Genomic DNA, 25,717 nt, shown 5'->3' on the forward strand with positions numbered 1-25,717 from the left:
GCGACGGCGGGGCCCTACGCTGTGCGCATGGCTCCAGAGGACGGGCGCGCGCAGGTCGACGAGGACGCCACCTGGCGCATGTACCTGGGACTCTCCCGGGAGATGTTCACGGCGCTCGAGCGCGGGCTCGGCGCCGACGCCGGCGTGTCCGTCGCCGACCTCGAGCTGCTCGAGCCGCTGCTCGCGGCCGGGCACCCCGGCCTGCGCGCCAAGGACCTCGCCGCGGCGGCCGAGTGGCAGGACAGCCGGGTCTCGCACCAGCTGCGCCGCATGGAGTCCCGCGGGCTCGTGACGCGCAGCCGCGACCGCCAGGACGGCCGCGGCACCGTCGTCTGCCTCACCGAGGCGGGCGAGGCGGCCGCGCGGGCCGCGCAGCACACCCGGCGGGTGCTCGTGCGCGACCTGCTGCTGTCGCCGCTGGACGACGCGCAGGTGGCGTCGCTCGTCGAGGTGTCGGGCCTGGTCCGCGCCCGCATCGCCGCCACGGGCCAGGCCCGCTAGCCCCGACCCGCCGGGCCGCCGCGCCCACCGGGGGCGTGGCCCGGACCGCGAGCGAGTACCCGACACGTCGAGCGAGCAGCCGCCGGGTACTCGCTCGACGCGTCTCCTGCACTCTCGGCGCAGCGCTGCGCGCCCGCGCAGCACCGCGCGCTCGCCAGCGCTCGTCAGTCGGCCAGCGGGTGCCGCCGGGTCAGCCGATCGCCAGGGGCGGGGCCGCCAGGGGCTGGCCCGAGCCGTCGCGGCGGTCGTCCGGCTCCGGGAGGTCGACCGGCTGGCCCGCCGAGCCCGTGGCCCGCGCCGGGGCCGGGCCGACCCAGGCGAGGAACAGCGCGTCCTCGCCCTTGAGGAACCGGTGCGCCCGGACGCCGCCGGTCGCGCGGCCCTTGCCGGGGTAGCGGGAGAACGGCGTGACCTTGGCCGAGCCCGCCTGGGTGCCCGGCAGCGCGTCCGACGCCCCGGCGACCGTCACCACGACCGGGCCCTCGGCGTCGTAGACCGCGTCGGAGCCCGCGGGCAGCGCGCCGAAGTGCACCACCCGCTGGCCGGCGGCGAGCTTGATGCCCGCCATGCCGCCCGCGGGACGGCCCTGCGGGCGCACGGCCGCCGCCGGGAAGTGCAGCAGCGCGGCGTCGGAGGCGACGAACACGAGCTCGTCCTCGTCGGTCACGGTCGCGCAGCCGACCACCTCGTCGCCGTCCTTGAGGCCGATGACCTCCCAGGAGTCGCGGTTCGCGGGCGCCTCGCCGGAGCTGACCCGCTTGACCACGCCCTGCGCGGTGCCGACCGCGAGCGTCGGGGCGTCGGCCGTCACGGGGACCAGCCCGACGACCTTCTCGCCCTTGTCGAGCGCGAGGAGCTCGGACAGCGGGAGGCCGCCGGAGAGGTTCGGCGCGCCGTCGGTCGGCGGCAGGCCCGGCAGGTCGAGCACGGACACCCGCCGGACGACGCCGCGCGAGGTCAGCACGCCGACCTCGCCGCGCACGGAGGTCGCGACGGCACCGGACAGCACGTCGTGCTTGGACCGGCCGGCGCCGGGCGCGGGCCGCAGCTCGACGTCGGTGCTGCCGGTGCGCGCGACCAGGCCGGTCGCGGACAGCAGCGCGTAGCAGGGGGTGTCCTCGATCTCGAGCGACAGGGCCGGGGTGGCGGCGCGCCCGGACCGCGGCGCCGGCGCGCCCTCGGCGGCGGTGGCCACGCCACCCGCGGACTCCAGCAGGATCGTGCGGCGCGGGGTGCCGTAGGTCGCGGCGACCTCCGCCATCTCGTCGCTCACCGTGGTCCGGAGCAGCGCCTCGTCGCCGAGGATCGCCTGCAGCGCCTCGATCTCGCCGAGCAGCTCGTCGCGCTCCTTCTCCAGCTCGATGCGGGAGAACCTGGTCAGGCGGCGCAGCCGGAGCTCGAGGATGTACTCGGCCTGCGGCTCGGACAGGTCGAACACCTGGCGCAGCCGGGTGCGCGCGGCGTCCGCGTCGTCGGAGGACCGGATGACCTGGATGACCTCGTCGATGTCGACGATCGCGATGAGCAGGCCCTCGACGAGGTGCAGCCGCTCCTGCTTCTTCCGCAGCCGGAACTGGCTCCGGCGCCGCACCACGGAGATCCGGTGGTCGACCCACACCTGGAGCAGGTCGCGCAGCCCGAGGGTGCGGGGCTGGCCGTCGACCAGGGCGACGTTGTTGATCGAGAACGAGTCCTCGAGCGGGGTGTACCGGTAGAGCTGCTCCAGCACGGCCTCGGGGTTGAACCCGGTCTTGACCTCGATGACGAGGCGCAGGCCGTGCTGCCGGTCGGTGAGGTCGAGGGCGTCCGAGATGCCGGAGAGCTTCTTGGACTGCACGCCCTCCTTGATCTTCTCGATGACCTTCTCCGGGCCGACGGTGTACGGCAGCTCGGTGACGACGATGCCCTTGCGGCGCGGGGTGACGTTCTCGATCCGCGCGGTGGCCCGGGTGCGGAACGCGCCGCGGCCGGTGCGGTAGGCGTCGCGCACGCCCTCGAGGCCGACGATCTTGCCGCCGCTGGGCAGGTCGGGCCCGGGCACGAACCGCATGAGCTCGTCCAGCGCCTCGGGGTGCAGCACGAGGTGCCGGGCGGCCGCGACTACCTCGACGAGGTTGTGCGGGGCCATGTTCGTGGCCATGCCGACGGCGATGCCGGACGCGCCGTTGACCAGCAGGTTGGGGATCGCGGCGGGCAGCACGCCGGGCTGGGTCAGCTTGTTGTGTCGTAGTTCGGGACGAAGTCGACGACGTCCTCGTCCAGGCTCTGCGTCATCGCGAGCGCGGACGGCGCCATGCGCGCCTCGGTGTACCGGGGGGCGGCGGGTCCGTCGTCGAGCGAGCCGAAGTTGCCGTGCCCGTCGACCAGCGGCAGCCGCAGGGAGAACGGCTGCGCCATGCGGACCATCGCGTCGTAGATCGCGGTGTCGCCGTGCGGGTGCAGCTTGCCCATCACCTCGCCGACGACGCGCGCCGACTTCACGTGCGCGCGGTCGGGCCGCAGGCCCATGTCGTGCATCTGGAACAGGATGCGGCGCTGCACCGGCTTCAGGCCGTCGCGGGCGTCGGGCAGGGCGCGCGAGTAGATGACCGAGTAGGCGTACTCGAGGAACGAGCCCTCCATCTCGGTGGCGACGTCGATGTCGACGATGCGCTCGACGACGTCCTCCGGCGGGACGTCGGGTGTGCTGCTGCGGCGCGCCATGCTGGGGGCTGCTCCCGGGATCGGCGGTGCGGGTGGTCGGCGCCCATTGTCGCCGCTCCGCGAGCCTGTGGACCACCACGACGCGCGGCGCGCCGGTTGGTTAGGCTCGTGGGCATGGCCGAGAGCACCGGGGGCGCGCCCGACGAGGCGGCGGACTACCCGGAGAGCTGGGAGGCCGACGTCGTCCTCCGCGACGGCAGCACCACGCACGTGCGGCCGATCCGCCCCGAGGACGCGGACGCCCTGCAGGCGTTCCACGTCGGCCAGTCCGAGGCGTCGATCGTGTTCCGGTTCTTCGCCCCGCTGGAGCGCCTGGGCGACCGGGACCTCGCGCGGTTCACCCGCGTGGACCACCGGGACCGGGTCGCGCTGGTGGCGGTGACGGGGGACGACGCGATCATCGGCGTCGCCCGGTACGACAAGGTCGGCCCCGACGAGGCCGAGGTGGCGTTCAACATCGCCGACGCGCACCACGGCCGCGGGCTCGGCTCGGTGCTGCTGGAGCACCTGGCCGCGGCGGCGCGCGAGCGCGGCATCCGCCGGTTCACCGCCGACGTGCTGCCGCAGAACGGCCGGATGATCGCGGTGTTCCGCGAGGCCGGGTACTCGCTGCAGCAGCGCCTGGAGGACGGCGTGGTGACGGTGGGCTTCGACATCGACCCGACGGACCGGTCGCTCGCGGTGATGATGGCCCGCGAGCACGCCGCGGAGGCGCGCAGCGTCCAGGCGCTGCTCACCGCCCGGTCGGTGCTGGTGCTGTCGTCGCCGAACGCCGAGCCGGGGTCCCTGGACGACCGCCGTGCCGAGCGCGTGCTGGCGGACCTGGTCGGGGGCGTGCCGTCCGCGGCGGACCCCGCGCACCGCACCGGCGCCGTCACGGCGGCCGGCGGCGACGAGCGCGGCGTCGAGGTGCACGTGGTCGGCCGCCCGGCGCCCGACGGCGCCGACCCGCGCCCGACGGTGCACCACTGGGACCGCCTCGACGACGTCCCCGGCCCCGTCGACCTCGCCGTGCTCGCGCTGCCCGCCGCGGAGGCCGTCGTCGCGGTCCGCGCGCTCGGCCGGCTCGGCGTCAAGGGCGTCGTCGTGCTGTCGGGCGGGTACGCCGAGCAGGGCCCCACCGGCCTCGCGCTGCAGCGCGCCCTGCTGCGCGCCGCGCACGCCGCCGGGCTCCGGGTGGTCGGCCCGCGGTCGTACGGCCTGCTCGCGCACGCCGCGGGCGGGCTGCTCAACGCCTCGCTCACCGAGGACCCGCCGCCGCCCGGGCGGATCGGGCTGTTCTGCCAGTCCGCCTCGACCGCGGTGTCGATCCTCGGCTCGGTGCGCCGCCGGCACCTCGGCCTCGCGCACCTCGTGTCCGCGGGCAACCGCGCCGACGTGTCCGGCAACGACCTCATGCAGTTCTGGCAGGACGACGACGCGACCGACGTCGTCGCGCTGTACCTGGAGTCGATCGGCAACCCCCGCAAGTTCTCCCGCGTCGCCCGGCGCCTGGCCGCCGCGAAGCCCGTGGTCGTGGTGACCGCGGGCCGGTCCGGCCACGTCGTGCCGCCCGGGCACGCCGTCCGGCCCACGCAGGCCTCGCGGCAGACGCTGCAGGAGGTGATGCGACGCTCGGGCGTCGTGCTGGTCGACAACGTGCACCAGATGCTCGAGGTGTCGCAGCTGTTCGCCCTGCAGCCGCTGCCCCCGGGCCGCCGCGCCGCGGTGGTCGCCTCGTCGTCCGCCGCCGCGTCGCTGGTGTCCGAGGCGCTGGCCGCCGCGGGGTTCACCGTCGCCCGCGCGCCGGCGATCCTGCACGAGGACGCCGACGACGCGAAGGTCGAGCGCACGTTCGCCGCGGTGTACGCCGACCCGGACGTCGAGGTCGTCGTCACCATGCACGTGCCGACCGTGGGCCCGCGGGACGACCGGGTCGCCCAGGCGCTCGCCGAGCACGCCGCCGGGTCGGGGCGGACGTCCGTGGCCTGCCTGCTGGGGCTGCACGGCGCGACGCCGGCGCTCACCGCGCCGGACGCGGACGGCGCCCTGCGCACGGTCCCCGCCTACACCACCCCGGAGGACGCCGTCCTCGCGCTCGACCCAGGCGGCCCGGTACGCCGCGTGGCGGGCGGCCGACCGCGGCCGGCTCGTCGCCCCCGAGGGCATCCACGCCCGCACCGCCCGCCGCCGCATCGCGGGCTGGCTCGACGAGGCCGGCAGCCGGGCGTCGCTCGACCTCACGCACGAGCAGGTGGCCGAGCTCCTGGCCCTCGCCGGGGTGGAGGTGTTCCCGACGGTCGGCGTGCACGACGCGGACGAGGCCGTCGCGGCAGCGGACCGCCTGGGCTGGCCCGTCGCCCTCAAGTCGACCGTCCCGGCGCTGCGGCACCGCTCCGACCTCGGCGGGGTGCGGCTCGACGTGCACGACGAGGCCGAGCTGCGCGCCGACGTCGACCAGGTGCTCGCGCTCGCCGCCGGCCGGGGCGCCCGAGCCGGGGCGCGCGCCGCTGGAGGTGCAGGCGATGGCCCCGCACGGGGTCGCCTGCGTCATCCGGTCCGCGGAGGACCCGCTGTTCGGCCCGGTGCTCGGGTTCGGGCTCGGCGGCGACACCACGGACCTGCTCGGCGACGTGGCCTGGGCGGTGCCGCCGCTCACCGACGTCGACGTGTCCGACATGGTCCGCGCCCCGCGGTCGTCGCCCCGGCTGTTCGGCTACCGGGGCGTCCCGCCGCTCGACGTCGCCGCGCTGGAGGACGTGCTGGCGCGGGTGGCCGTGCTGTCCGACCAGCTCCCGGAGCTGCTGCACCTGGAGCTCAACCCGGTCGTCGTGGCCGAGCGCGGCGCCTACGTGCTGGGCGCCACGGCCCGCGTCGGGGTGGCCGGCACCCGGGCGGACGGACCGCGCCGCGCGCTGCCCGCCTGACGCTCCCGGCCGGGGTGTGACGGCGCCGCCTCTCGGGTGGGAGGATGTCCGGGTGCCTGCACCCTCCACCGACCTGCTCCGTGACCTGCACCGCGCCGGGTACTACCCCGACCTGGTCGCCGACGTCCTGGACGTCGCGCTCGCGGACGAGCCCGTCGAGGCCTACCTCGTGCACCCCGAGACGACGTTCGACGCGCAGGAGGTGCGCCGGCACGTCACGGTCCTGGCGCTGACCCCGACGCGGCTCGTGGTCGCGCACGTCGACGACCACCCGGCCGACAGCGAGCACCCCTCGGCCAGCGCCGCCGCGACCACCGAGGCCGTGCCGCTGTCCGAGCTGCGCTCCGTCGCGCTGACGCACGTCATCGCGAGCCCGGAGCAGCACCGCCCCGGCACCGCCGCCGCCGAGCTCACGCTCGCGGTCGGCTGGGGCGCGGTGTCCCGGGTCGACCTGGAGCCGGCCGGCTGCGCGGACCCGGCCTGCGAGGCGGACCACGGCCTGACCGGCACGCTGACCCCGGACGACGTGGTCGTCCGGGTGTCCGCGGTCGCCGAGGGCGAGGGCGCGGTCCGCGACGCCGTGGCGTTCGCGAAGCGGCTCTCCGCGGCGAGCGCGCGCTGACGATGACCGCCGCCGCGTCGTCCACCGTGCCGGCCCGGCTCGCGGACGCGGGCCTGGTGCCGCCCGACTACGAGGGCCCCTCGCTGTCCGGCCTGCTGCCCGCGGTCGCCGACGCCCTCGGCGCGCCCGTGCCCGACGGACCCGCCCGGCGCGCCCAGCTCGGGCTGCCGGAGGCGCACCGGGTGTGCGTCGTCCTGGTCGACGGCCTGGGCTACGAGAACCTCACCGAGCGCGCGGGCCACGCGCCGTTCCTGCGGTCGCTGCTGAACGGCTCCGGGCCGCTGTCCGCGGGCTACCCGTCGACGACGGCCGCGTCCATGGGCTCGTTCGGCACCGGCACCGGCCCGGGTCGCACCGGCCTGGTCGGCTACACCGTCCGCAACCCCGCGAGCGGCGGCCTCGCCAACATGGTGTCGTGGGACGGCCTCGGCCCGGCCCGGGAGTGGCAGCGCGAGCCCACGGTGTTCGAGCGGCTGGTCGCGCACGGCACCACGGTGACCACCGTCGGGCCCGCCAAGTTCATGGGCTCCGGCCTGACCGAGGCGGCGCTCCGCGGCGGCGGGTACCGCGCGGCGGAGTCGCTGGCCCAGCGGGTCGACGCGGCGCTGCGGCTGCTGCGGGAGCCCGGCCTCGTCTACCTGTACTGGGGCGACGTCGACAAGACGGGCCACCACGAGGGGGCCGGCTCCTGGCAGTGGGGCGACCAGCTCGAGGCTCTCGACGGCGAGCTGCGCCGGCTGGTCCGGTCGCTGCCGAAGGACGTCACCGTCGTCGTCACCGCCGACCACGGCATGGTCGACGTGGACCCCGGCCGGCGCCGGGACGTCGCGACCACCCCCGGGCTGGCCGAGGGCGTCGCGGTGGTGGCGGGGGAGCCGCGCGCGGTGCACGTGCACCTCGAGCCCGGCGTCGACCCGCGCGCGGCGGAGGCGCGGTGGGCCGACGTGCTCGGCGACGACGCGGTCGTGCTCACCGGCGACGACGCCGTGGCGGCCGGGCTGTTCGGCCCGGTGTCCGGGCACGTGCGGCCGCTGATCGGCGACCTGGTGGTCGCGGCGACGGGCCGGGCCACGGTGGTGGACTCCCGGACCCAGACGCCGGCGTCGCTGCAGCTGGTGGGCGTGCACGGGTCGTTGACCCCTGCGGAGCTGCGGGTCCCGCTGCTCGCGGTGCACACCTGAGCCGGCGCGCCGCCCGCACCCACCCCCGCACAGCGAGCACGACGAGGAACGAGGAGCACGTGGCCGAGCTGGTCTTCTTCTGCGGCACCATGGACTGCGGCAAGTCCACCCTGGCGCTGCAGATGCACCACAACCACACGGCCCGCGGCCGGGGCGGGGTGCTGTTCACGCAGAACGACCGCGCGGGGGAGCACGTGCTGTCCTCGCGGCTCGGCCTGTCGGTGCCCGCGCACGAGGTCACGCCCGCGACCGACTTCTGGGACGAGGTCGTGCAGCGGCGCAGCCGCGGGGCGCGGGTGGACTTCCTCATCTGCGACGAGGCGCAGTTCTACTCCGCCGAGCAGGTCGAGCAGCTGGGCCGGGTCGTCGACAACCTCGACGTGGACGTGTTCGCCTTCGGGATCACCACCGACTTCCGGACCCGGCTGTTCGCGGGGTCGGCGCGGCTGCTCGAGCTGGCGGACCGCGTCGAGACGCTGCAGGTCCAGGCGCTGTGCTGGTGCGGGGCGCGCGCCACGCAGAACGCCCGCACCGAGCACGGGGTCATGGTCGTCGAGGGCGCGCAGGTCGTCGTCGGGGACGTGGCGGTGCCGGACGACGGCGACGCGGTGGGCTACGAGGTGCTGTGCCGCAAGCACCACCGGCTGCGGATGACCGCGCGCACCTCGGGCGCGCCGGCGCTGTCGCCCCAGACGCTCGGGCTGCTCGCGGGGGACTGAGCCCGGACCGCGCCCGCGGGGGCGGCGTCACCGCCCCCGCGCGGGCCTCACTCCGGCTTCGCGCCGAAGACGATCTCGTCCCAGCTCGGCACCTTCGGCCGGCCCCGGCGCCCGCCGGAGCGCGGCTTCGGCTGGTCCTCGGGCCGGGTCGGCGTCGTGTCCTCCTCCGGGGCGGGCGCGGGCTCCGGCTCGCCGGGCTCGAGCGCGACCGGGGTCTCCGGCTCGTCCTCGGCCGGGCGCGGGCGGGCCGGCGCCGGGTAGATCCGGGCCTCGGCGGCGGGCTCGGCGTCCACCGGGTGCGCCCCGGGGGCCGCGGGCTCGTCGAGCTGCCCGAAGTCGAACGCGTGCTGCGGCCCGAAGCCGCCGAAGGCGTCGCCGTCCTCGTCGTCCTCGAGGTCGAGCGTCTGCCGCACGCCGCGCCGGGCGCGCAGGTCGTCCAGCAGCTCGTGCGTGGCCCGCAGGTCGTCCGCGGGGTCCTCCTCCTCGCGGTGCTGCGCGCGCCCGGGGGCGTCGACCGCCGCGAGCACGGGGCGCACGTCGGCGTCCACGTCGTACACGAGGTCGCGCACGGCGGACAGGTGCCGGCGGGGGACCGGGCCGTCGGCGATCTCCGTCTCGGAGAGCCAGCGGGCCTCGTCCTCCTCCGCGTGCACCGCGCGCGCCTGCGCGTCGTAGGTCCAGCGCGCCTCGCGGGCGTCGTCCTCCACGCGGAACCGCGCGACGACCACCCAGCCGCCGCCGTTCTCCCGGTAGGCGTCCCAGGTCACGGCCGCCGTGTCGACGCCGCGCGCCGCCAGCCGGTCGACCACCAGCTCGCCCAGCACCGGGGCGCCGACGTCGCGGCCCACCCGGGTCCCGCGGGCCTGCTCGGCCACGAACTCGCGCTCGGCGAGCACGGGGCCCTCGAACCGCCGCACGTGCTCGACGGCCAGCCCCGACTCCTCGGCGATCTGCTCCGCGGACTGCCCGGCGCGCACGCGCGCCTGGATCTCCCGCGGGCTCGGCACGCCCGACTGCTCGGCGCGGATCTGCTCCAGCTGCGGGCGGTCGCGCCGCACCGCGGCACGCAGCGGCTCGTCGATGCGCAGGCGGTAGCGCTGCCCGTCGGCCGCGGCGAGGACCAGGTGCTCCCCGTCCTCGTGCAGCCCGATCAGCTCCAGCTCGGCCATCACCTCTCCCATCGTTCCGCGGACGAGCCTGCCACCGCCGGGGCCCGATCCCGGGGAGGCTCGGCGGTGCGCCGCCGGAACTCCCGGCTGCCATGATCTCCCCTGTGCACGTCGACCTCCCCCTGCAGCCCGTGCTCGAGCTCCTGGGCGTGTTCGTCGGCGCCCTGTCCGGCGGTCTGGCCGCGGTGCGCAAGGGCTTCGACATCTTCGGCATCGTCGTGCTGGCCTGGGTCGCGGGCCTCGGCGGCGGCCTGCTGCGCGACGTGCTGATCGGCGCGATCCCGCCCGTGGGGATCGCGCGGTGGGAGTTCGTCGCGACCGCCTGCGCCGCGGGGCTGCTCACCTGGGCCGCGCACCCGGCGCTGCACCGGTTGCGCCGCCTGGTGCTGGTCCTCGACGCCGGGGCGCTGGCGCTGTTCACGGTCGTCGGGACCGTCAAGGCGCTCGAGTACGGCGTCGGCGCCACCGCGGCGGTCTTCGCCGGCATCGTCACCGGCGTCGGCGGCGGCGTTCTGCGCGACCTGCTCACCGGCGAGCTCCCCGCCGTGCTGCACCAGCGCCAGCTCTACGCCATCCCGTCGCTGCTCGGGGCGCTCGTGCTCGCCGTGCTGTGGCGCGAGGACGCGCTGTCCGAGGGCACGGTCGTCGCCGTGGTCGTCGGGGTGCTCGGCGTCCGGCTGGTCGCGCTGCGGTTCGGCTGGCAGGCGCCGGGGCCGTGGGACCGCGAGGCCGCCCGGGCCCGGCTCGGCCGGGTCGGGGGCGTGGGCCGCGCCGGGCGGGCGCCGCGTGAGCAGCCGGCGCCGCTGCTGCGCTGGGTGGCCCGGGTGCGCCGGTCGCGCGCGGCGGGCCGGGAGGGCGCGGGTCCGGGCGGCGGCGCCGGCGGCCCGGACGCCGGCTGAGCCCCGCGCCCGGCCCCGCTCGGGCAGGATGGGACGCGTGACGAGCGCCCCCGTGTCTCCCGCCGCCCTGCCGGACCCCGTCGAGGTCCGCGCCCTCACCGAGCTCGCCGAGCGCCTCGCGCGCTCCGCGGGCGACCTGGTCCGCACCACGAGCCCCGAGCGGGTGCAGGTGGCCGCCACCAAGTCCAGCGACGTCGACCCGGTCACGGCGATGGACCTCGCGTCCGAGACCCACCTGCGCGCCCTCCTCGCCGAGCACCGGCCCCAGGACGGCGTGCTCGGCGAGGAGCACGGGCTGGAGCCCGGCACCAGCGGGCTCACCTGGGTGCTGGACCCGATCGACGGCACGGTCAACTACCTGTACGGCGTCCCGGCGTTCGCGGTCTCGGTGGGCGTCGTCGCCGGGGACCCCGACCCGGAGCGCTGGACCCCCGTCGCCGGCTGCGTGCACGCGGTCGCGGACGGCCGCACCTACACCGCCGGCCGCGGCCAGGGCGCGTTCCGCGACGGCCGGCGCATCGAGGCCAACCCGGCGCGCCCCCTCGCCACGTCGCTGGTCGGCACGGGCTTCGGGTACCTCGAGCAGCGCCGCCGCGCGCAGGGCCGGGTGCTCGCCGCGCTCCTGCCGCAGGTCCGGGACATCCGGCGCATCGGCTCGGCCGCGCTGGACCTGTGCCGGGTGGCCGAGGGGTCGCTCGACGCGCACTACGAGCGCGGCCTCAACCCGTGGGACCTCGCGGCCGGGCAGATCATCGCGCTCGAGGCGGGTGCGCAGGTCAGCGGCCTGCGCGGGCGTCCGGCGGGGGTCGAGATGTCCGTCGTCGGGCCCGCCGCGACGGTCCACGCGCTGGCCGCGCTGCTCGCCGACCTGGGCGCCGACGCGGACGACTGAGCCGGGCGTGCACAGCGCCCCGAAATGAGGCACAATCCGGGGCGCCCGACCGGGAACAAACGGCGACCCCCGTTCGCTTGATCCCGCGTACGCCGATCCCGACCACCAGACGGAGCGTGACCACACCACATGGCAACCGACTACGACGCCCCGCGCAAGACCGAGGAGGACCTCAGCGAGGACTCGCTGCAGGAGCTCCAGGCCCGGCGCTCCGACAAGAACTCGGGCGTGGTGGACGAGGACGAGACCGAAGCGGCCGAGGGGTTCGAGCTCCCGGGCGCGGACCTGTCGGGCGAGGAGCTCTCGGTCCGGGTGCTGCCGCGCCAGGCCGACGAGTTCACCTGCTCGAAGTGCTTCCTGGTCCACCACCGCAGCCAGCTCGCCTACGAGAAGGACGGCATGCCCGTCTGCTCGGAGTGCGCGGCCTGAGCTGCCGACCGGGCGCGCACGCCTGATCGGCAGGCGAGCGCGCCCCACCCAGCCGTCACGACGCCGGCCGGACCCCGCCGGGTCCGGCCGGCGTCGTCGTCCCCGGCGGGGTCAGGCGGCCGGGTCCCCGCCGTCGACGGTCCCGCCGAGCGCCGCGACGAGGTCCGCGGGCCGCCGGGTCGAGACCACCCAGTAGGGCGTCGGGTCCGCCGGGTCGTCGAGCTCGACCCGCACCGCGGTCCGCACCCAGCCGCGCAGGCACACGTGCGCGCGCGCGTCGAGGCCCGGGCCGAGCTCGTGGCGGGTCTCGTCGGCGTCGAGCGCGCGCGGCGCCCGGAGCAGCGCGACCGGCACGTGCGCGTCGCCCGCGTGCAGCTCGCCGCCCTCGACGCGGACCCGCGTGGCGAGCCGTGCCGCGGCGAGCGCGGCCGCCACCAGGCCCAGCGCGGCGCCCACGCCCGCCGCCACCGGCGACAGGGGCAGCAGCACGATGCCGAGCATCGCGGCCAGGGCGGGCGCGGCGACCCAGCCGGCGGGGGAGGGCCAGAGGCGCTCGGCGAAGGCGGGGGCGGTCGTCGTCTGCACGGCCCCAGCATCCCACCTGCGGCGGGTAGGGTCGGGGCCCGTGACGGACGACGCGCGCGCCCACGAGGCCCCCGAGACCCTGACCATCGGCCTGCGCCGCCTCGACGAGGGCGTGCCGGTCCCGGCCTACGCGCACCCCGGCGACGCCGGCGCTGACCTGGTGACCCGGGTCGACGCGACGATCGAGCCGGGCGAGCGGGCCACCCTGCCGACGGGGATCGCGATCGCCCTGCCCGAGGGCTACGCCGCCTTCGTGCACCCCCGCTCCGGCCTCGCCGCGCGGCACGGCCTCACGATCGTCAACGCGCCCGGCACGGTGGACGCCGGCTACCGCGGCGAGATCGCGGTGACCCTCCTCAACACCGACGCGCGGGAGCCGGTCGTGCTGCACCGCGGCGACCGGGTCGCCCAGCTGGTCGTCCAGCGGGTGGAGCACGCGTTGTTCGCCGAGGTCGACGAGCTGCCGGACTCGGTGCGCGGCACGGGCGGCTTCGGGTCGAGCGGCGGCTGGCGGGCCGCCGGTGCGCCCACCGACCCGGCGGGCGCGACCACCGGTGCGCCCACGGCGGACACGCAGGCGGCCCGCTAGGTGGTCCGTGCAGTGCGGACTATCGTGGTGACGAACGCGCCCGCGACGCGGGCGACCCGGAGAGGGGACTGAGGGTGGCGCTATTCCGGCGCGGTGCGAAGGACCGCACCGCCCAGGACCAGACCGCGGACGGCGTCGACGCAGCCGAGGGGGCCGCCGACGAGGCGGGCACCGCGGCCACCGCGGGCGACGGACCCGCGGTGCAGGCCGCGACCCCGGAGGACCCGGCCCCGGCCGCCGTCGACCGCTCCGCCGGCCCCTGGGACTCCACCGAGGAGGTCCCGCCCGGCCCGCGCGTCGACCTGGGCGCCCTGCGGCTGCCCGGCGTGCACGGCATGGAGCTGCGCATGGAGATCGACAAGAAGTCCGGCACCGTGACGGCCGTCGGCGTGACGATCGACGGCTCGACGCTGCAGATGCAGGCGTTCGCCGCGCCGCGGACCGACGGCATCTGGGACGAGATCCGCGAGGAGATCGGCGAGTCCGTGCGCAAGCAGGGCGGCGCCGTCGACGACGTGCCCGGCCCGTTCGGCCGCGAGCTGCTCGCCCGGCTGCCCGTCCGCACCCCGGAGGGCCGCACCGGCCACCGCCCTGCGCGGTTCGTCGGCGTCGACGGCCCCCGCTGGTTCCTGCGCGGCGTCATCACCGGCCGCGCCGCGGTCGACGAGGAGGCCGCCGGCACCCTCGAGAACCTGTTCCGGACGACCGTCGTCGTGCGCGGCACCGAGGCGCGCGCGCCTCGCGACCTGCTCGCGCTCACGCTCCCGAACCAGGCGGACGGCGTGGCGCCCCAGCCCGCCGCCCCCGCCGCCCCCACGTTCGACCCGCTGAAGCGCGGGCCGGAGATCACGGAGATCCGCTGACATGTCGCCGCTGTCGCTGCGGGAGGGCCTGCGCCGGGCCGTCGCGTCGCAGGAGGAGATCGAGGCCTCGGAGGAGCGCGAGGACGCGGTCCGCGCGAAGGGCTGCGTGCCCGTCGCGCAGACCCCCGACCGGCACCGCGTCAAGGTCTCGGGCGTGATCCGCTCGGTCGTGCTGCGCCCGCGCCAGGGCGTGCCCGCGCTCGAGGCCGACCTGTACGACGGCAGCGGCAACCTGGTGCTCGTCTGGCTGGGCCGCCGCGAGATCGCCGGCATCGAGCCGGGCCGCCGGCTCAAGGTCGAGGGCCTGGTGTGCACCCGCGAGGGCCGGCGCTCCATGTTCAACCCGCGCTACGAGCTGCGGCCCCGTCCGGGTGAGTGAGCCGACGCCGGCCGGCGGCCGCGAGCCGTCGGTGACGCCGGACCCGCCCGCGGCGGCGGAGACGCCCCTGCCGCCCGCCGCCGCGCCCGAGGACGCGGTCCCCGCCCGCGGCATGCGCGCGATCGAGGCCGACAGCTTCTCGATCGCGGAGTCCGTCGGCGGCGTGCGCGGCGCGATCGAGTCGGTCCTGCCCGGCCTGCTGTTCGTCGTCGTGTTCGTCGCCTCCGGCCAGCAGCTGCGCCCCGCGCTGATCGCGTCCGTCGCCGCCGCGGTGCTCGCGGTCGTCGCACGCCTCGTGCAGCGCAGCCCGCTCACCCAGGCGCTGTCGGGCGTCCTCGGGGTCGGCATCGGCGTCGTCTGGGCGTGGCGCACGGGCGACGCGAGCGACTACTTCGCCTGGGGCCTGCTCACCAACGTCGCGTACCTGCTGGCGTTCGTGGTCTCGGTGCTGGTCCGCTGGCCGCTGGTCGGCGTCGTGCTCGGGCTGTTCCGTGGCGACGGCCCGATGTCCGAGCAGGGCTCGTGGGCCGGCGCCGTCGCCTGGCGGAGGGACCCGGCGCTGCTGCGCCGGTACGCCCTCGTCACCTGGCTGTGGGCGGGGATGTTCGCCGCGCGGCTGGTCGTGCAGGTGCCGCTGTACTACGCGGACGAGGTCGCGTGGCTCGGCACGGCCAAGCTCGTGATGGGCGTGCCGCTCACGGCGCTGGTGCTGTGGGCGAGCTGGATCCTGGTACGCGGCTCGACAGCAGCGCGGCCAGGTCCGCCTCGGACGCGTCCCGCCCCGTGACGAACAGCAGCTCGTCACCGCCCTCCAGGGTGTCGTCCCCGGACGGCTGGAACGGGCGGTCGTCCCGGACGATCGCCGCGAGCACGGTGTCGGCCGGCCAGTCGATCTGACCGACCAGCGACCCGGCGAGCGGCGAGCCCTCGGGGAGCGTCAGCTCGAGGATGTCCGCGCCGGACTGGTGGAACGTGAAGATCCGCACCAGGTCGCCGACGGAGACGGCCTCCTCGATCATCGCCGTCATGATCCGCGGGGTGGAGACGGCGACGTCCACGCCCCACGCCTCGTCGAACATCCACTCGTTCTTGGGGTTGTTCACCCGGGCGACCGTGCGCGGCACGCCGTACTCGGTCTTGGCGAGCAGCGAGATGACCAGGTTGGCCTTGTCGTCGCCGGTGGCGGCCACGACCACGTCGCACTCGTCCGTCCGCGCCTGGGTCAGCGTGGGCAGCTCGCACGCGTCGGCCAGCAGCCAGTCCGCGTCGGCGACCTGCGCGACGCGCATGGCGGAGGGCTGGCGGTCGATGAGCGTGACCTCGTGCCCGTTGGCGAGCAGCTCGCGCGCGATGGAGCGGCCGACCGAGCCGGCACCCGCGATGACGACCCTCACGCCTGCACCTCCGGCGCCACGGTGAGGGTCCGCTCGACGGCGGCCGACTCGTCGGTCCGGAGCAGCAGGTGCACGATGTCGCTCTCCTGGAGGACGGTCTGCGCGTCGGGCAGCAGCCCGTCGCCGTAGCGGGTGAGGTACGCGACGCGGGCGCCGGTGGCCTCCTCGATCAGGCGCAGCGGCTTGCCGACCCAGCCGGCGTGCACGTCGACCTCGGACAGGCTGATCTTGCCGGACGCGTCGGTGAACTGGCTGGTCGCGCCCATCGGCAGCAGGCGGCGCAGCACCTGGTCGGCGGTCCACCGCACGGTCGCGACCGTGGGGATGCCGAGCCGCTGGTAGATCTCCGCGCGGTGCGGGTCGTAGATCCGGGCGACCACGTTCTCGACGCCGAAGGTCTCGCGCACGACGCGCGCGGCCAGGATGTTCGAGTTGTCGCCGTCGGACACGGCCGCGAAGCCGTACGCGTCGTCGATGCCCGCCTGGCGCAGCGTGTCCCGGTCGAAGCCGAGGCCGGTGACCTTGCTCCCGGCGAACTCCGCGTCGAGACGGCGGAACGAGTCCGGGTTCTGGTCGATCACCGCGACGGAGTGCCCGTGGGACTCGAGCGACTGGGCGAGCGTGGCGCCGGCGCGGCCGCAGCCCATGATGACGAAGTGCACAACGCGGAACGCTATACCCCGCGCGGACCGCCGGGCACGCCGGTGGTCCCGGGTGGTGTCCGGTGCCGGAACGCCCCGGGTGCGCCTAGCATGGTCGCTCGTGCCGGATCTCGCGGATGCCGCCAAACGCTTGCTGCTGGGCCGACCGGTCCGCAGCGAGAACCTGGGGCACACCCTCCTCCCGAAGCGGATCGCCCTGCCGATCTTCGCGTCGGACGCCCTGTCCTCCGTCGCCTACGCCCCGGACGAGGTGCTGCTGACGCTCGCCCTCGCCGGCGTGAGCGCCACCGTCATCTCCCCGTGGGTCGGCCTGGCCGTCGTCGTCGTGATGATCACGGTCATCGCGTCGTACCGGCAGAACGTGCACGCGTACCCGTCCGGCGGCGGTGACTACGAGGTCGCCACCGTGAACCTGGGGCCGAAGGCGGGCGTCACGGTCGCCAGCGCGCTGCTGGTCGACTACGTGCTCACGGTCGCGGTGTCGGTGTCGTCGGGCGCGCAGTACGCGGCGTCCGCGATCCCGGCGCTGCGCGGGCACGAGGCGCTGTTCGCCGTGGTCATCGTCGTGCTGCTCACGCTCGCGAACCTGCGCGGCGTCCGGGAGTCCGGCAACGCGTTCGCGATCCCGGTGTACCTCTACATGGTCGCCGTCGGCAGCACCGCGATCTTCGGCTTCGTGCAGTACCTCACCGGAGACCTGCAGCCCGCGGCCTCCAGCGCGTTGACGATCGTCCCCGCCGACGGCTTCGACCAGGGGCTGATGGGCGCCGCGGGCGCGTTCCTCGTGCTGCGGGCGTTCGCGTCCGGGTCCGCCGCCCTCACCGGCGTCGAGGCGATCAGCAACGGCGTGCCGTCGTTCCGCAAGCCGAAGTCGAAGAACGCCGCGACCACCCTGCTCCTGCTGGGCGGGCTCTCGGTGTTCCTCATCATGTCGATCCTGACGCTCGCGCGGCTCACCGGCGTGCACTACGTCGAGGACCCGTCGACGCAGCTGCTGGACAACGGCGTGCCGGTGGGCGAGGGGTACGTGCAGGACCCGGTCATCGGGCAGCTCGCGCAGACGATCTTCCACTCGTTCCCGCCGGCGTTCTACCTGGTCTCGGTGGTCACCGGCCTCATCCTGATCCTCGCCGCGAACACGGCGTTCAACGGGTTCCCCGTGCTCGGCTCGATCCTCGCGAAGGACGGCTACCTGCCGCGCCAGCTGCACACCCGCGGCGACCGGCTCGCGTTCTCCAACGGCATCATCGCCCTGGCCGCCGGCGCGATCGCGCTGATCCTGGCCTTCGACGCCCAGGTCACCCGGCTCATCCAGCTGTACATCGTCGGCGTCTTCGTGTCGTTCACGCTGTCCCAGCTCGGGATGATCAAGCACTGGACGCGCGAGCTCCGGACCCAGCCCGACCCCGAGCGCCGCCGGCAGATGCTGCGGTCCCGGGTGATCAACGCGATCGGCTTCGGCATGACCGCGACGGTGCTGGTCATCGTGCTCATCACCAAGTTCACGCACGGCGCCTGGATCGCCATCCTCGCGATGATCATCGTGTTCATCGGCATGCAGGGCATCCGCCGGCACTACGACGCGGTCAAGGCCGAGCTCGCGCTCGGCGCCGACCCCGCCGCCGCCCGCGCGCTCCCGAGCCGGGTGCACGCGCTCGTGCTCGTCTCGCACCTGCACCGGCCGACCATGCGGGCCATCGCGTACGCCCGGGCGTCGCGGCCGCAGACCATCGAGGCCGTGACCGTCGGCGTCGACCCCGAGGACGCCGCGGCGCTCCGCGCGCAGTGGGAGGCCATGGACCTCCCGGTGCCGCTGCGGGTGCTGGACTCGCCGTTCCGCGAGATCACCCGGCCCGTCATCACCTACGTCCGCTCGATCCGGCGGGAGAGCCCGCGGGACCTGGTGGTCGTCTACATCCCCGAGTACGTCGTGGGCCACTGGTGGGAGCAGCTGCTGCACAACCAGAGCGCCCTGCGGCTCAAGGGGCGTCTCCTGTTCACGCCGGGCGTCGTGGTGGCGTCCGTGCCGTGGCAGCTCGCATCGACCGAAGGGCAGACCGGCATGGAGGACCACGTGCGCAGGACGATCTCCCGTGGGCTCTGAGGTGCGCGGCGCCGGGGCGGCGCCGGGGGACCTGGTCGAGCTCGAGATCGGCCCGGTCGCGCACGGCGGCCACTGCGTCGCCCGGCTGCGGGCGCCCGGCGAGGACGGCCCCGGGCGGGTCGTGTTCGTCCGGCACGCGCTGCCCGGCGAGCGGGTCGTGGCGCGGCTGACCGACGCCGGGCCGAAGGCGACGTTCTGGCGGGCCGACGCCGTCGAGGTGCTCGAGGCGTCGCCCGACCGCGTGGAGTCCGCGTGGGCCGAGGCCGGCCCGGGCGGTGTCGGGGGCGGCGAGCTCGCGCACGTCCGGCCCGACGCCCAGCGCGCCTGGAAGGCGGCCGTGCTGGCGGAGCAGCTGCAGCGGCTCGCGCGCGTCGAGCGGGAGGTGCCCGTGCGGGCGCTGCCCGGCGACGACGAGCGGGGTGGCCTCGGCTGGCGCACCCGGGTCGGCTTCCTCGCCGACCGGGAGGGCCGCGCCGGCATGCGCCGGTTCCGGTCGCACGACGTCGTTCCGGTGGCGACGATGCCGCTGATGAGCGACGCGCTGGCGGAGCTCGACCTGCTCGGGCGCCGCTGGGCCCCGGGTGCGCGGATCGAGGCCGTCGCCCCCGCGGGCGGGGACGCGCCGGTCGTGCTCGTCGACGACCAGCCGTTCGACCTGCGCCGCGGCAGGGTCGACCCGCGGCCGAACGCCCGGTCCGCCGTGCGCGAGCAGGTGCGGGTGGGGGACCGGGAGTGGGCGTACCGGGTCGCCGCCGCCGGCTTCTGGCAGGTGCACCGCGAGGCGCCGGCCGCGCTCACCGGCGCCGTGCTCGACGCCCTGGGCGACGTCGACGGCGCGCGGGTGCTCGACCTGTACTCCGGCGCGGGCCTGTTCACGCTGCCCCTGGCCGACGCCGTCGGCGACGCGGGGTCCGTGGTGGCCGTCGAGGGCGACGCGCGCGCCGTGCGGGACGCGCGCCGGAACCTGCACGACCGGCCGCGGGTCGAGCTGCACGGCGGCGACGTGGCCGGTGCGCTCGCGTCCGGCGTCGCGGGCGCGGGCGTCGACGCCGTCGTGCTCGACCCGCCGCGCGTGGGAGCCGGGCGGGAGGTCGTGCGGGCGGTGGCCGCTCTGGCCCCGCGGCGCGTCGTCTACGTCGCGTGCGATCCCGCCGCGCTGGCGCGGGACGTGGCGTACCTCGCCGAGGAGGGCTACGCGCTCGCCGACGTCACCGGGTACGACCTGTTCCCGATGACGCACCACGTCGAGGCGGTCGCCGTCCTGGAGCGCTGAGCGCCGCGGCGCCCGGCCCGTGCGGATCGTCGCAGGTCGGGACGCCGATGCCCTCGCGCGGGGGCGCCCGTCGGCCTAGCGTGGGGACCGGGCACCGCGGCCCGCGGCGCCCGCCCCACCGGAAGGAGCCGACGATGACGACACCGCACGAGGGTGACGCCCGCGAGTCCGCCGCCGAGGCGACGCGCCGGGTGGCCGAGGCCAGCCGCCGCGCGACCGCCGAGCTGCACAAGCAGGGCACCCCGGACTACGACCCCCGGCAGCACCAGAAGGCCGTCGAGCGCGAGCGCCGGGCCGCCGAGGGCACGGCCGGGGACTGACGCCGGCCCCGCACCGGACCGGCCGCGCCCGTGCGGCCCGCGCGACCACCCCCGGGGTCGGCGCGCCGGGCCGCGCGGGCGCTCGGCGTCGGCCGCCGGCTCGGGGTAGGATGTATCTCGACATCAAGATACTTCGGCGGAACGCGGCCCGGGCGACCGGTCCCGGCCCGGAACGCCACCGCGGCCGTCCCCCAGCGGCCGGACTCGCCAACGAAGGAGCCAGAAGTGAGCAGCGTCGACAGCTTCGGGTCGAAGGCCCGGCTGCAGGTCGGGGACGACACCTACGAGATCTTCCGGTTGGACGCGGTCCCCGGGACGGAGAAGCTGCCGTACAGCCTCAAGGTGCTCGCCGAGAACCTGCTGCGGACCGAGGACGGCGCGAACATCACCGCCGACCACGTCCGCGCCCTCGCCGGGTGGGACCCGGCCGCCGAGCCGGACACCGAGATCCAGTTCACGCCCGCCCGCGTGATCATGCAGGACTTCACCGGCGTGCCCTGCGTCGTCGACCTCGCCACCATGCGCGAGGCCATGGCCGACCTGGGCGGCGACCCGACGCGGATCAACCCGCTCGCGCCCGCCGAGCTGGTCATCGACCACTCCGTGCAGATCGACGTGTTCGGGCGCGAGGACGCGTTCCGCCGCAACGTCGAGATCGAGTACCAGCGCAACCACGAGCGCTACCAGTTCCTGCGCTGGGGCCAGACCGCGTTCGACGACTTCAAGGTCGTCCCGCCGGGCACCGGCATCGTGCACCAGGTCAACATCGAGTATTTGGCGCGCGGCATCATGACGCGCGAGGTGGACGGCGCGCTGCGCGCGTACCCCGACACCTGCGTCGGCACCGACTCGCACACCACGATGGTCAACGGCCTCGGCGTGCTGGGCTGGGGCGTCGGCGGTATCGAGGCCGAGGCGGCCATGCTCGGCCAGCCCGTCTCCATGCTCATCCCGCGCGTGGTCGGCTTCAAGCTCACCGGCTCGATCCCGTCCGGGGTGACCGCGACCGACGTCGTGCTCACCATCACGCAGCAGCTGCGCCAGCACGGCGTCGTCGGCAAGTTCGTCGAGTTCTACGGCGAGGGCGTCGCCCAGGTGCCGCTCGCGAACCGCGCCACCATCGGCAACATGTCGCCGGAGTTCGGCTCCACCTGCGCGATCTTCCCGATCGACGACGTCACGCTCGACTACCTGCGCCTCACCGGCCGCTCCGAGCAGCAGCTCGCGCTCGTCGAGGCGTACGCGAAGGAGCAGGGCCTCTGGCACGATCCGTCGCGCGAGCCGGCCTACTCCGAGTACCTCGAGCTCGACCTCGGCACCGTGGTCCCGTCGATCGCCGGCCCGAAGCGCCCGCAGGACCGCATCGAGCTGTCCGAGGCCAAGGAGTCGTTCGCGACCTCGATCCTCGACTACGTGTCCGACGCCGAGAAGGCGCCGTTCACCGGGCTGGACGAGTCCGTGGACGAGACGTTCCCCGCCTCCGACCCGATCGCGGCGGGGGAGCACACCGACTCCTCGGACGCGCCGGCCCACGTCGACAAGGGCGACGCCGCGCGCCGCCCGCACCGCCGGGTCCCGGTGACGCTGGCGGACGGCACCACGACCGAGCTCGACCACGGCGCCGTCGTGATCGCCTCGATCACCTCGTGCACCAACACGTCGAACCCGTCGGTCATGCTCGCCGCGGCGCTGCTCGCGCGGAAGGCCGTCGAGCGCGGCCTCACGTCGCAGCCGTGGGTCAAGACGTCCATGGCCCCGGGCTCCCAGGTCGTGACGAACTACTACGAGAAGGCCGGCCTCTGGCCCTACCTCGAGAAGCTCGGGTTCCACCTCGTCGGGTACGGCTGCGCCACCTGCATCGGCAACTCGGGCCCGCTGCCCGAGGAGGTCTCGGCCGTCGTCAACGAGCACGACCTGTCCGTGGTGTCGGTGCTCTCCGGCAACCGGAACTTCGAGGGCCGCATCAACCCCGACGTGAAGATGAACTACCTGGCGTCCCCGCCGCTGGTCATCGCCTACGCGCTCGCCGGGACGATGGACTTCGACTTCGAGAACCAGCCGCTCGGCACCGACACCGAGGGGAAGCCGGTGTTCCTCGCGGACATCTGGCCCACCCCGGAGGAGGTCCAGGCGACCATCGACGCGAGCATCGACCGCTCGATGTTCGAGTCCGACTACGCCGACGTCTTCGCGGGCGACGAGCGCTGGCGCGCGCTGGACACCCCGGAGGGCGACACGTTCGCCTGGGACGGCGGGTCCACCTACGTGCGCAAGCCCCCGTACTTCGACGGCATGGCCGCGGAGCCGGCCCCGGTCGTCGACGTGCAGGGCGCGCGGGTGCTCGCCAAGCTCGGGGACTCGGTCACCACCGACCACATCAGCCCCGCGGGGTCCATCAAGGCGGACAGCCCCGCCGGCCAGTACCTGGCCGAGCACGGCGTCGAGCGCCGGGACTTCAACTCCTACGGGTCCCGCCGCGGCAACCACGAGGTGATGATCCGCGGCACGTTCGCCAACATCCGGCTCCGGAACCAGCTGGTCCCGGGCGTCGAGGGCGGGTACACGGTGAACCAGCTGTCCGGCGAGCAGACGTCGATCTACGACGCCGCGCAGGCGTACGCCGAGGCCGGCGTGCCGCTCGTCATCCTGGGTGGCAAGGAGTACGGCTCCGGCTCGTCCCGCGACTGGGCGGCCAAGGGCACCGCGCTCCTGGGCGTCAAGGCCGTCATCACCGAGTCGTTCGAGCGCATCCACCGGTCGAACCTCATCGGCATGGGCGTCCTCCCGCTGCAGTTCCCGGTGGGGGAGTCGGCCGACTCGCTCGGCCTGGACGGCACCGAGGCGTTCGACATCGCCGGCGTGGCGGCGCTGAACGAGGGCACGACGCCCCGGACCGTGCGCGTCACGGCCACCAAGGACGACGGCTCGGTCGTGGAGTTCGACGCGGTGGTCCGCATCGACACCCCCGGTGAGGCGGACTACTACTACCGGAACGGCGGCATCCTGCAGTACGTGCTGCGGTCGCTCGTCGCGGCCTGACGCACCGCGCGTCGACGACGCCCCCGACGCCTGTTCGCGCAGGTGACGGGGGCGTCGTGCTGCCGGGGGCGGGGGCAGCGGGCCGGGAGTTGACGGCAGCGGGCGCCGCGCGTAATGTTCTCCGAGCTGCCCGAACGGGAGGCACGGACTTCGAGGCTCGACCCGAAGGCCGGTCCCGCAGGCAGCCACCCCCGGCACGTCCTCCAGGCGCTTCGTTGCGTCCGGGTTCGTCGTGCCGGACCGGGATCTCCCGAGAGCAATGTCGTGTGAATCACGCACAAAGCACTCCGGAAAGCCTGGTAGTGTTCTCCAGGTCGAAAGCGGTGAAGAGATTCACCGAAACGACCGGCCAGAACATCTGGTAGAGTTTCGGAACGTCGGAACCGCTCGCAAGGGCGGATCGGACATGAAAGAAGCTCTGGTAGAGTTCAGGAACGCGAGAAAACGCCGGAAGGCGCGGAAAGCGGGCCAGGAACTCTGGTAGATTGGAACCGAGCCTCCGACCGGACGCCCTGCAGAGGGTGGACGGGGGATGCGCGTCTGTTCTTTGAGAACTCAACAGTGTGCCTAGTAGTTGATGCCAAGATGGTTCATCGGCTCGGGTGGCCGCCCCGTTCGGGGTTGGTTGTTCGGTGCCGGTGGGTCTTGGTTGATACGGAAGTCGTTCCCGACCCCGTCGGGCGGCTTCTTTAGCAGCCGAATTGACTGATCTCCGCTCGCCAGCGGGTGGGGGTCGTTTCGTGTGTCGGTGGATCGCCGCCTTCGGGTGGTGGTTGCCAATGAGACATCTACGGAGAGTTTGATTCTGGCTCAGGACGAACGCTGGCGGCGTGCTTAACACATGCAAGTCGAACGGTGAGCCCAGCTTGCTGGGTGGATCAGTGGCGAACGGGTGAGTAACACGTGAGTAAACCTGCCCCTGACTCTGGGATAAGCCTTGGAAACGAGGTCTAATACCGGATACGTGACGCTCAGGCATCTGATGCGTCTGGAAAGATTTATCGGTCAGGGATGGACTCGCGGCCTATCAGCTTGTTGGTGGGGTAACGGCCTACCAAGGCGACGACGGGTAGCCGGCCTGAGAGGGCGACCGGCCACACTGGGACTGAGACACGGCCCAGACTCCTACGGGAGGCAGCAGTGGGGAATATTGCACAATGGGCGCAAGCCTGATGCAGCGACGCCGCGTGAGGGATGAAGGCCTTCGGGTTGTAAACCTCTTTCAGCAGGGAAGAAGCGCAAGTGACGGTACCTGCAGAAGAAGCGCCGGCTAACTACGTGCCAGCAGCCGCGGTAATACGTAGGGCGCAAGCGTTGTCCGGAATTATTGGGCGTAAAGAGCTCGTAGGCGGTTTGTCGCGTCTGCTGTGAAAACTCGAGGCTCAACCTCGGGCTTGCAGTGGGTACGGGCAGACTAGAGTGCGGTAGGGGAGACTGGAATTCCTGGTGTAGCGGTGGAATGCGCAGATATCAGGAGGAACACCGATGGCGAAGGCAGGTCTCTGGGCCGCAACTGACGCTGAGGAGCGAAAGCATGGGGAGCGAACAGGATTAGATACCCTGGTAGTCCATGCCGTAAACGTTGGGCACTAGGTGTGGGGCTCATTCCACGAGTTCCGTGCCGCAGCAAACGCATTAAGTGCCCCGCCTGGGGAGTACGGCCGCAAGGCTAAAACTCAAAGAAATTGACGGGGGCCCGCACAAGCGGCGGAGCATGCGGATTAATTCGATGCAACGCGAAGAACCTTACCAAGGCTTGACATACACCGGAAACTTCCAGAGATGGTTGCCCCGCAAGGTCGGTGTACAGGTGGTGCATGGTTGTCGTCAGCTCGTGTCGTGAGATGTTGGGTTAAGTCCCGCAACGAGCGCAACCCTCGTCCTATGTTGCCAGCGGGTCATGCCGGGGACTCATAGGAGACTGCCGGGGTCAACTCGGAGGAAGGTGGGGATGACGTCAAATCATCATGCCCCTTATGTCTTGGGCTTCACGCATGCTACAATGGCCGGTACAAAGGGCTGCGATACCGCGAGGTGGAGCGAATCCCAAAAAGCCGGTCTCAGTTCGGATTGGGGTCTGCAACTCGACCCCATGAAGTCGGAGTCGCTAGTAATCGCAGATCAGCAACGCTGCGGTGAATACGTTCCCGGGCCTTGTACACACCGCCCGTCAAGTCACGAAAGTCGGTAACACCCGAAGCCGGTGGCCCAACTGTTCGCAGGGGGAGCCGTCGAAGGTGGGACTGGCGATTGGGACTAAGTCGTAACAAGGTAGCCGTACCGGAAGGTGCGGCTGGATCACCTCCTTTCTAAGGAGCTTCTGACGCGCCCACCTGAGGTGGGTGTGTGCAGAGACCAGGCCCGAGCCGTACGCGTTCGGGGTGGTGCTCAAGGGTGGAACATCAACTACGGCGGCCATCATCGGTCGGCATCGCGCCAGTACACCTCGACTTGTCGGGGACGGAACGCGCACAGCCGGCAGACGACG

The 25,717-nt window shown here is 74.2% G+C and carries 19 protein-coding genes, 1 rRNA gene and 4 pseudogenes; 19 read left to right on the forward strand and 5 right to left on the reverse strand.

The annotated features are described in order from the left end of the window. The first annotated feature begins 27 nt into the window (after positions 1 to 27). Positions 28 to 501, forward strand: coding sequence for a MarR family winged helix-turn-helix transcriptional regulator (locus FKM96_RS18420; protein ID WP_147796475.1), 474 nt, complete (start codon positions 28 to 30; stop codon positions 499 to 501). Between the two features lie 190 nt (positions 502 to 691). Here FKM96_RS18420 and FKM96_RS18425 read toward each other — a convergent pair. Next, a pseudogene (locus FKM96_RS18425) lies at positions 692 to 3,204 on the reverse strand (DNA topoisomerase (ATP-hydrolyzing) subunit A). Between the two features lie 114 nt (positions 3,205 to 3,318). On the opposite strand from FKM96_RS18425, the pseudogene FKM96_RS22355 reads away from it, so the two are divergent. From FKM96_RS22355 to FKM96_RS18445, 6 genes and pseudogenes are all read left to right on the forward strand, one after another. Further along, positions 3,319 to 4,815 (forward strand): annotated as a pseudogene (locus tag FKM96_RS22355) (GNAT family N-acetyltransferase); the annotation flags it as partial. A 655-nt stretch (positions 4,816 to 5,470) separates the two neighbouring features. Next, positions 5,471 to 5,602 (forward strand): annotated as a pseudogene (locus tag FKM96_RS22360) (acetate--CoA ligase family protein); the annotation flags it as partial. A 106-nt stretch (positions 5,603 to 5,708) separates the two neighbouring features. Next, the gene (locus FKM96_RS22365) at positions 5,709 to 6,110 is read left to right on the forward strand and encodes an acetate--CoA ligase family protein (protein WP_371300539.1); all 402 of its coding nucleotides are present in this window, start codon (positions 5,709 to 5,711) and stop codon (positions 6,108 to 6,110) included. 85 nt (positions 6,111 to 6,195) lie between these two features. After that, a pseudogene (locus FKM96_RS18435) lies at positions 6,196 to 6,732 on the forward strand (DUF5998 family protein); the annotation flags it as partial. A gap of 2 nt (positions 6,733 to 6,734) precedes the next feature. Next, positions 6,735 to 7,913, forward strand: coding sequence for an alkaline phosphatase family protein (locus FKM96_RS18440; protein ID WP_147796477.1), 1,179 nt, complete (start codon positions 6,735 to 6,737; stop codon positions 7,911 to 7,913). Positions 7,914 to 7,972: 59 nt separating this feature from the next. Next, positions 7,973 to 8,632 (forward strand): thymidine kinase, encoded by a 660-nt coding sequence (locus FKM96_RS18445; RefSeq protein ID WP_147796478.1) that lies wholly within the window; start codon positions 7,973 to 7,975, stop codon positions 8,630 to 8,632. A 47-nt stretch (positions 8,633 to 8,679) separates the two neighbouring features. On the opposite strand, the gene sepH is transcribed toward FKM96_RS18445, so the two are convergent. Beyond that, positions 8,680 to 9,801, reverse strand: a complete 1,122-nt coding sequence (gene sepH / locus FKM96_RS18450) for a septation protein SepH (RefSeq protein WP_147796479.1) — start codon at positions 9,799 to 9,801, stop codon at positions 8,680 to 8,682. A 104-nt stretch (positions 9,802 to 9,905) separates the two neighbouring features. Between sepH and FKM96_RS18455 the strand changes: the two genes are divergently transcribed. The 3 genes from FKM96_RS18455 (at position 9,906) to FKM96_RS18465 (ending at position 12,021) form a co-directional block, all read left to right on the forward strand. Beyond that, positions 9,906 to 10,700 carry a trimeric intracellular cation channel family protein gene (locus FKM96_RS18455; protein ID WP_246855062.1) on the forward strand — a complete coding sequence of 265 codons (795 nt, stop codon included), beginning with the start codon at positions 9,906 to 9,908 and terminating at the stop codon, positions 10,698 to 10,700. 28 nt (positions 10,701 to 10,728) lie between these two features. After that, positions 10,729 to 11,592: an inositol monophosphatase family protein gene (locus FKM96_RS18460; RefSeq protein ID WP_147796481.1), complete on the forward strand. Its 864-nt coding sequence runs from the start codon at positions 10,729 to 10,731 to the stop codon at positions 11,590 to 11,592. A 129-nt stretch (positions 11,593 to 11,721) separates the two neighbouring features. Then, entirely contained in the window at positions 11,722 to 12,021 is a 300-nt protein-coding gene (locus FKM96_RS18465; RefSeq protein WP_146835284.1) for a DUF4193 domain-containing protein, read from the forward strand. A 111-nt stretch (positions 12,022 to 12,132) separates the two neighbouring features. Here the strand turns inward: FKM96_RS18465 and FKM96_RS18470 are convergent, their stop codons facing one another. After that, positions 12,133 to 12,606, reverse strand: coding sequence for a DUF3093 domain-containing protein (locus FKM96_RS18470; RefSeq protein ID WP_168216823.1), 474 nt, complete (start codon positions 12,604 to 12,606; stop codon positions 12,133 to 12,135). Positions 12,607 to 12,646: 40 nt separating this feature from the next. Between FKM96_RS18470 and dut the strand changes: the two genes are divergently transcribed. The 4 genes from dut (at position 12,647) to FKM96_RS18490 (ending at position 15,224) form a co-directional block, all read left to right on the forward strand. After that, positions 12,647 to 13,195 (forward strand): dUTP diphosphatase, encoded by a 549-nt coding sequence (dut, locus tag FKM96_RS18475; protein WP_246855064.1) that lies wholly within the window; start codon positions 12,647 to 12,649, stop codon positions 13,193 to 13,195. A 74-nt stretch (positions 13,196 to 13,269) separates the two neighbouring features. After that, positions 13,270 to 14,058 (forward strand): DUF3710 domain-containing protein, encoded by a 789-nt coding sequence (locus tag FKM96_RS18480; RefSeq protein ID WP_147796484.1) that lies wholly within the window; start codon positions 13,270 to 13,272, stop codon positions 14,056 to 14,058. 10 nt (positions 14,059 to 14,068) lie between these two features. Further along, positions 14,069 to 14,437 carry an OB-fold nucleic acid binding domain-containing protein gene (locus FKM96_RS18485; protein WP_147797223.1) on the forward strand — a complete coding sequence of 123 codons (369 nt, stop codon included), beginning with the start codon at positions 14,069 to 14,071 and terminating at the stop codon, positions 14,435 to 14,437. Continuing rightward, a complete protein-coding gene (locus FKM96_RS18490; RefSeq protein WP_246855065.1) occupies positions 14,430 to 15,224 on the forward strand; it encodes a DUF3159 domain-containing protein in 795 nt (264 codons plus the stop codon). The genes FKM96_RS18485 and FKM96_RS18490 overlap by 8 nt, the downstream gene beginning before the upstream one ends. On the opposite strand, the gene FKM96_RS18495 is transcribed toward FKM96_RS18490, so the two are convergent. Further along, positions 15,133 to 15,831 (reverse strand): TrkA family potassium uptake protein, encoded by a 699-nt coding sequence (locus tag FKM96_RS18495; RefSeq protein WP_147796485.1) that lies wholly within the window; start codon positions 15,829 to 15,831, stop codon positions 15,133 to 15,135. The two genes, FKM96_RS18490 and FKM96_RS18495, sit on opposite strands and share 92 nt — an antisense overlap. Next, complete coding sequence (locus FKM96_RS18500; RefSeq protein ID WP_147797224.1) at positions 15,828 to 16,478, reverse strand: TrkA family potassium uptake protein; 651 nt, start codon at positions 16,476 to 16,478, stop codon at positions 15,828 to 15,830. The genes FKM96_RS18495 and FKM96_RS18500 overlap by 4 nt, the downstream gene beginning before the upstream one ends. A 115-nt stretch (positions 16,479 to 16,593) precedes the next feature. Here FKM96_RS18500 and FKM96_RS18505 point away from each other — a divergent pair, with 115 nt between their 5' ends. The 5 genes from FKM96_RS18505 (at position 16,594) to FKM96_RS18525 (ending at position 25,538) form a co-directional block, all read left to right on the forward strand. Then, positions 16,594 to 18,597: an APC family permease gene (locus FKM96_RS18505; RefSeq protein WP_147796486.1), complete on the forward strand. Its 2,004-nt coding sequence runs from the start codon at positions 16,594 to 16,596 to the stop codon at positions 18,595 to 18,597. Continuing rightward, positions 18,587 to 19,870 (forward strand): class I SAM-dependent RNA methyltransferase, encoded by a 1,284-nt coding sequence (locus tag FKM96_RS18510; RefSeq protein ID WP_168217045.1) that lies wholly within the window; start codon positions 18,587 to 18,589, stop codon positions 19,868 to 19,870. Before FKM96_RS18505 ends, FKM96_RS18510 begins: the two co-directional genes overlap by 11 nt. Before the next feature lie 134 nt (positions 19,871 to 20,004). Further along, positions 20,005 to 20,190: a translation initiation factor 2 gene (locus tag FKM96_RS18515; protein WP_147796487.1), complete on the forward strand. Its 186-nt coding sequence runs from the start codon at positions 20,005 to 20,007 to the stop codon at positions 20,188 to 20,190. A 225-nt stretch (positions 20,191 to 20,415) separates the two neighbouring features. Further along, positions 20,416 to 23,229 (forward strand): aconitate hydratase, encoded by a 2,814-nt coding sequence (locus FKM96_RS18520; RefSeq protein WP_147796488.1) that lies wholly within the window; start codon positions 20,416 to 20,418, stop codon positions 23,227 to 23,229. A 787-nt stretch (positions 23,230 to 24,016) separates the two neighbouring features. Then, positions 24,017 to 25,538 (forward strand): 16S ribosomal RNA (locus tag FKM96_RS18525). Positions 25,539 to 25,717: the final 179 nt, after the last annotated feature.

It is taken from the genome of Cellulomonas sp. Y8 (assembly GCF_008033115.1).
In the GTDB taxonomy this organism is placed as follows: Bacteria; Actinomycetota; Actinomycetes; order Actinomycetales; family Cellulomonadaceae; genus Cellulomonas.

Excerpts from the sequence above, each read along its gene's own strand:
- FKM96_RS18420 (WP_147796475.1), top strand. The coding sequence starts at position 28 with ATGGCTCCAGAGGACGGGCGCGCGCAGGTCGACGAGGACGCCACCTGG.
- FKM96_RS18440 (WP_147796477.1), top strand. The coding sequence starts at position 6,735 with ATGACCGCCGCCGCGTCGTCCACCGTGCCGGCCCGGCTCGCGGACGCG.
- sepH (WP_147796479.1), bottom strand. The coding sequence starts at position 9,801 with ATGGCCGAGCTGGAGCTGATCGGGCTGCACGAGGACGGGGAGCACCTG.
- FKM96_RS18500 (WP_147797224.1), bottom strand. The coding sequence starts at position 16,478 with ATGGGCTGCGGCCGCGCCGGCGCCACGCTCGCCCAGTCGCTCGAGTCC.
- FKM96_RS18515 (WP_147796487.1), top strand. The coding sequence starts at position 20,005 with ATGACGACACCGCACGAGGGTGACGCCCGCGAGTCCGCCGCCGAGGCG.
- FKM96_RS18460 (WP_147796481.1), top strand. The coding sequence starts at position 10,729 with ATGGGACGCGTGACGAGCGCCCCCGTGTCTCCCGCCGCCCTGCCGGAC.
- FKM96_RS22365 (WP_371300539.1), top strand. The coding sequence starts at position 5,709 with ATGGCCCCGCACGGGGTCGCCTGCGTCATCCGGTCCGCGGAGGACCCG.
- FKM96_RS18465 (WP_146835284.1), top strand. The coding sequence starts at position 11,722 with ATGGCAACCGACTACGACGCCCCGCGCAAGACCGAGGAGGACCTCAGC.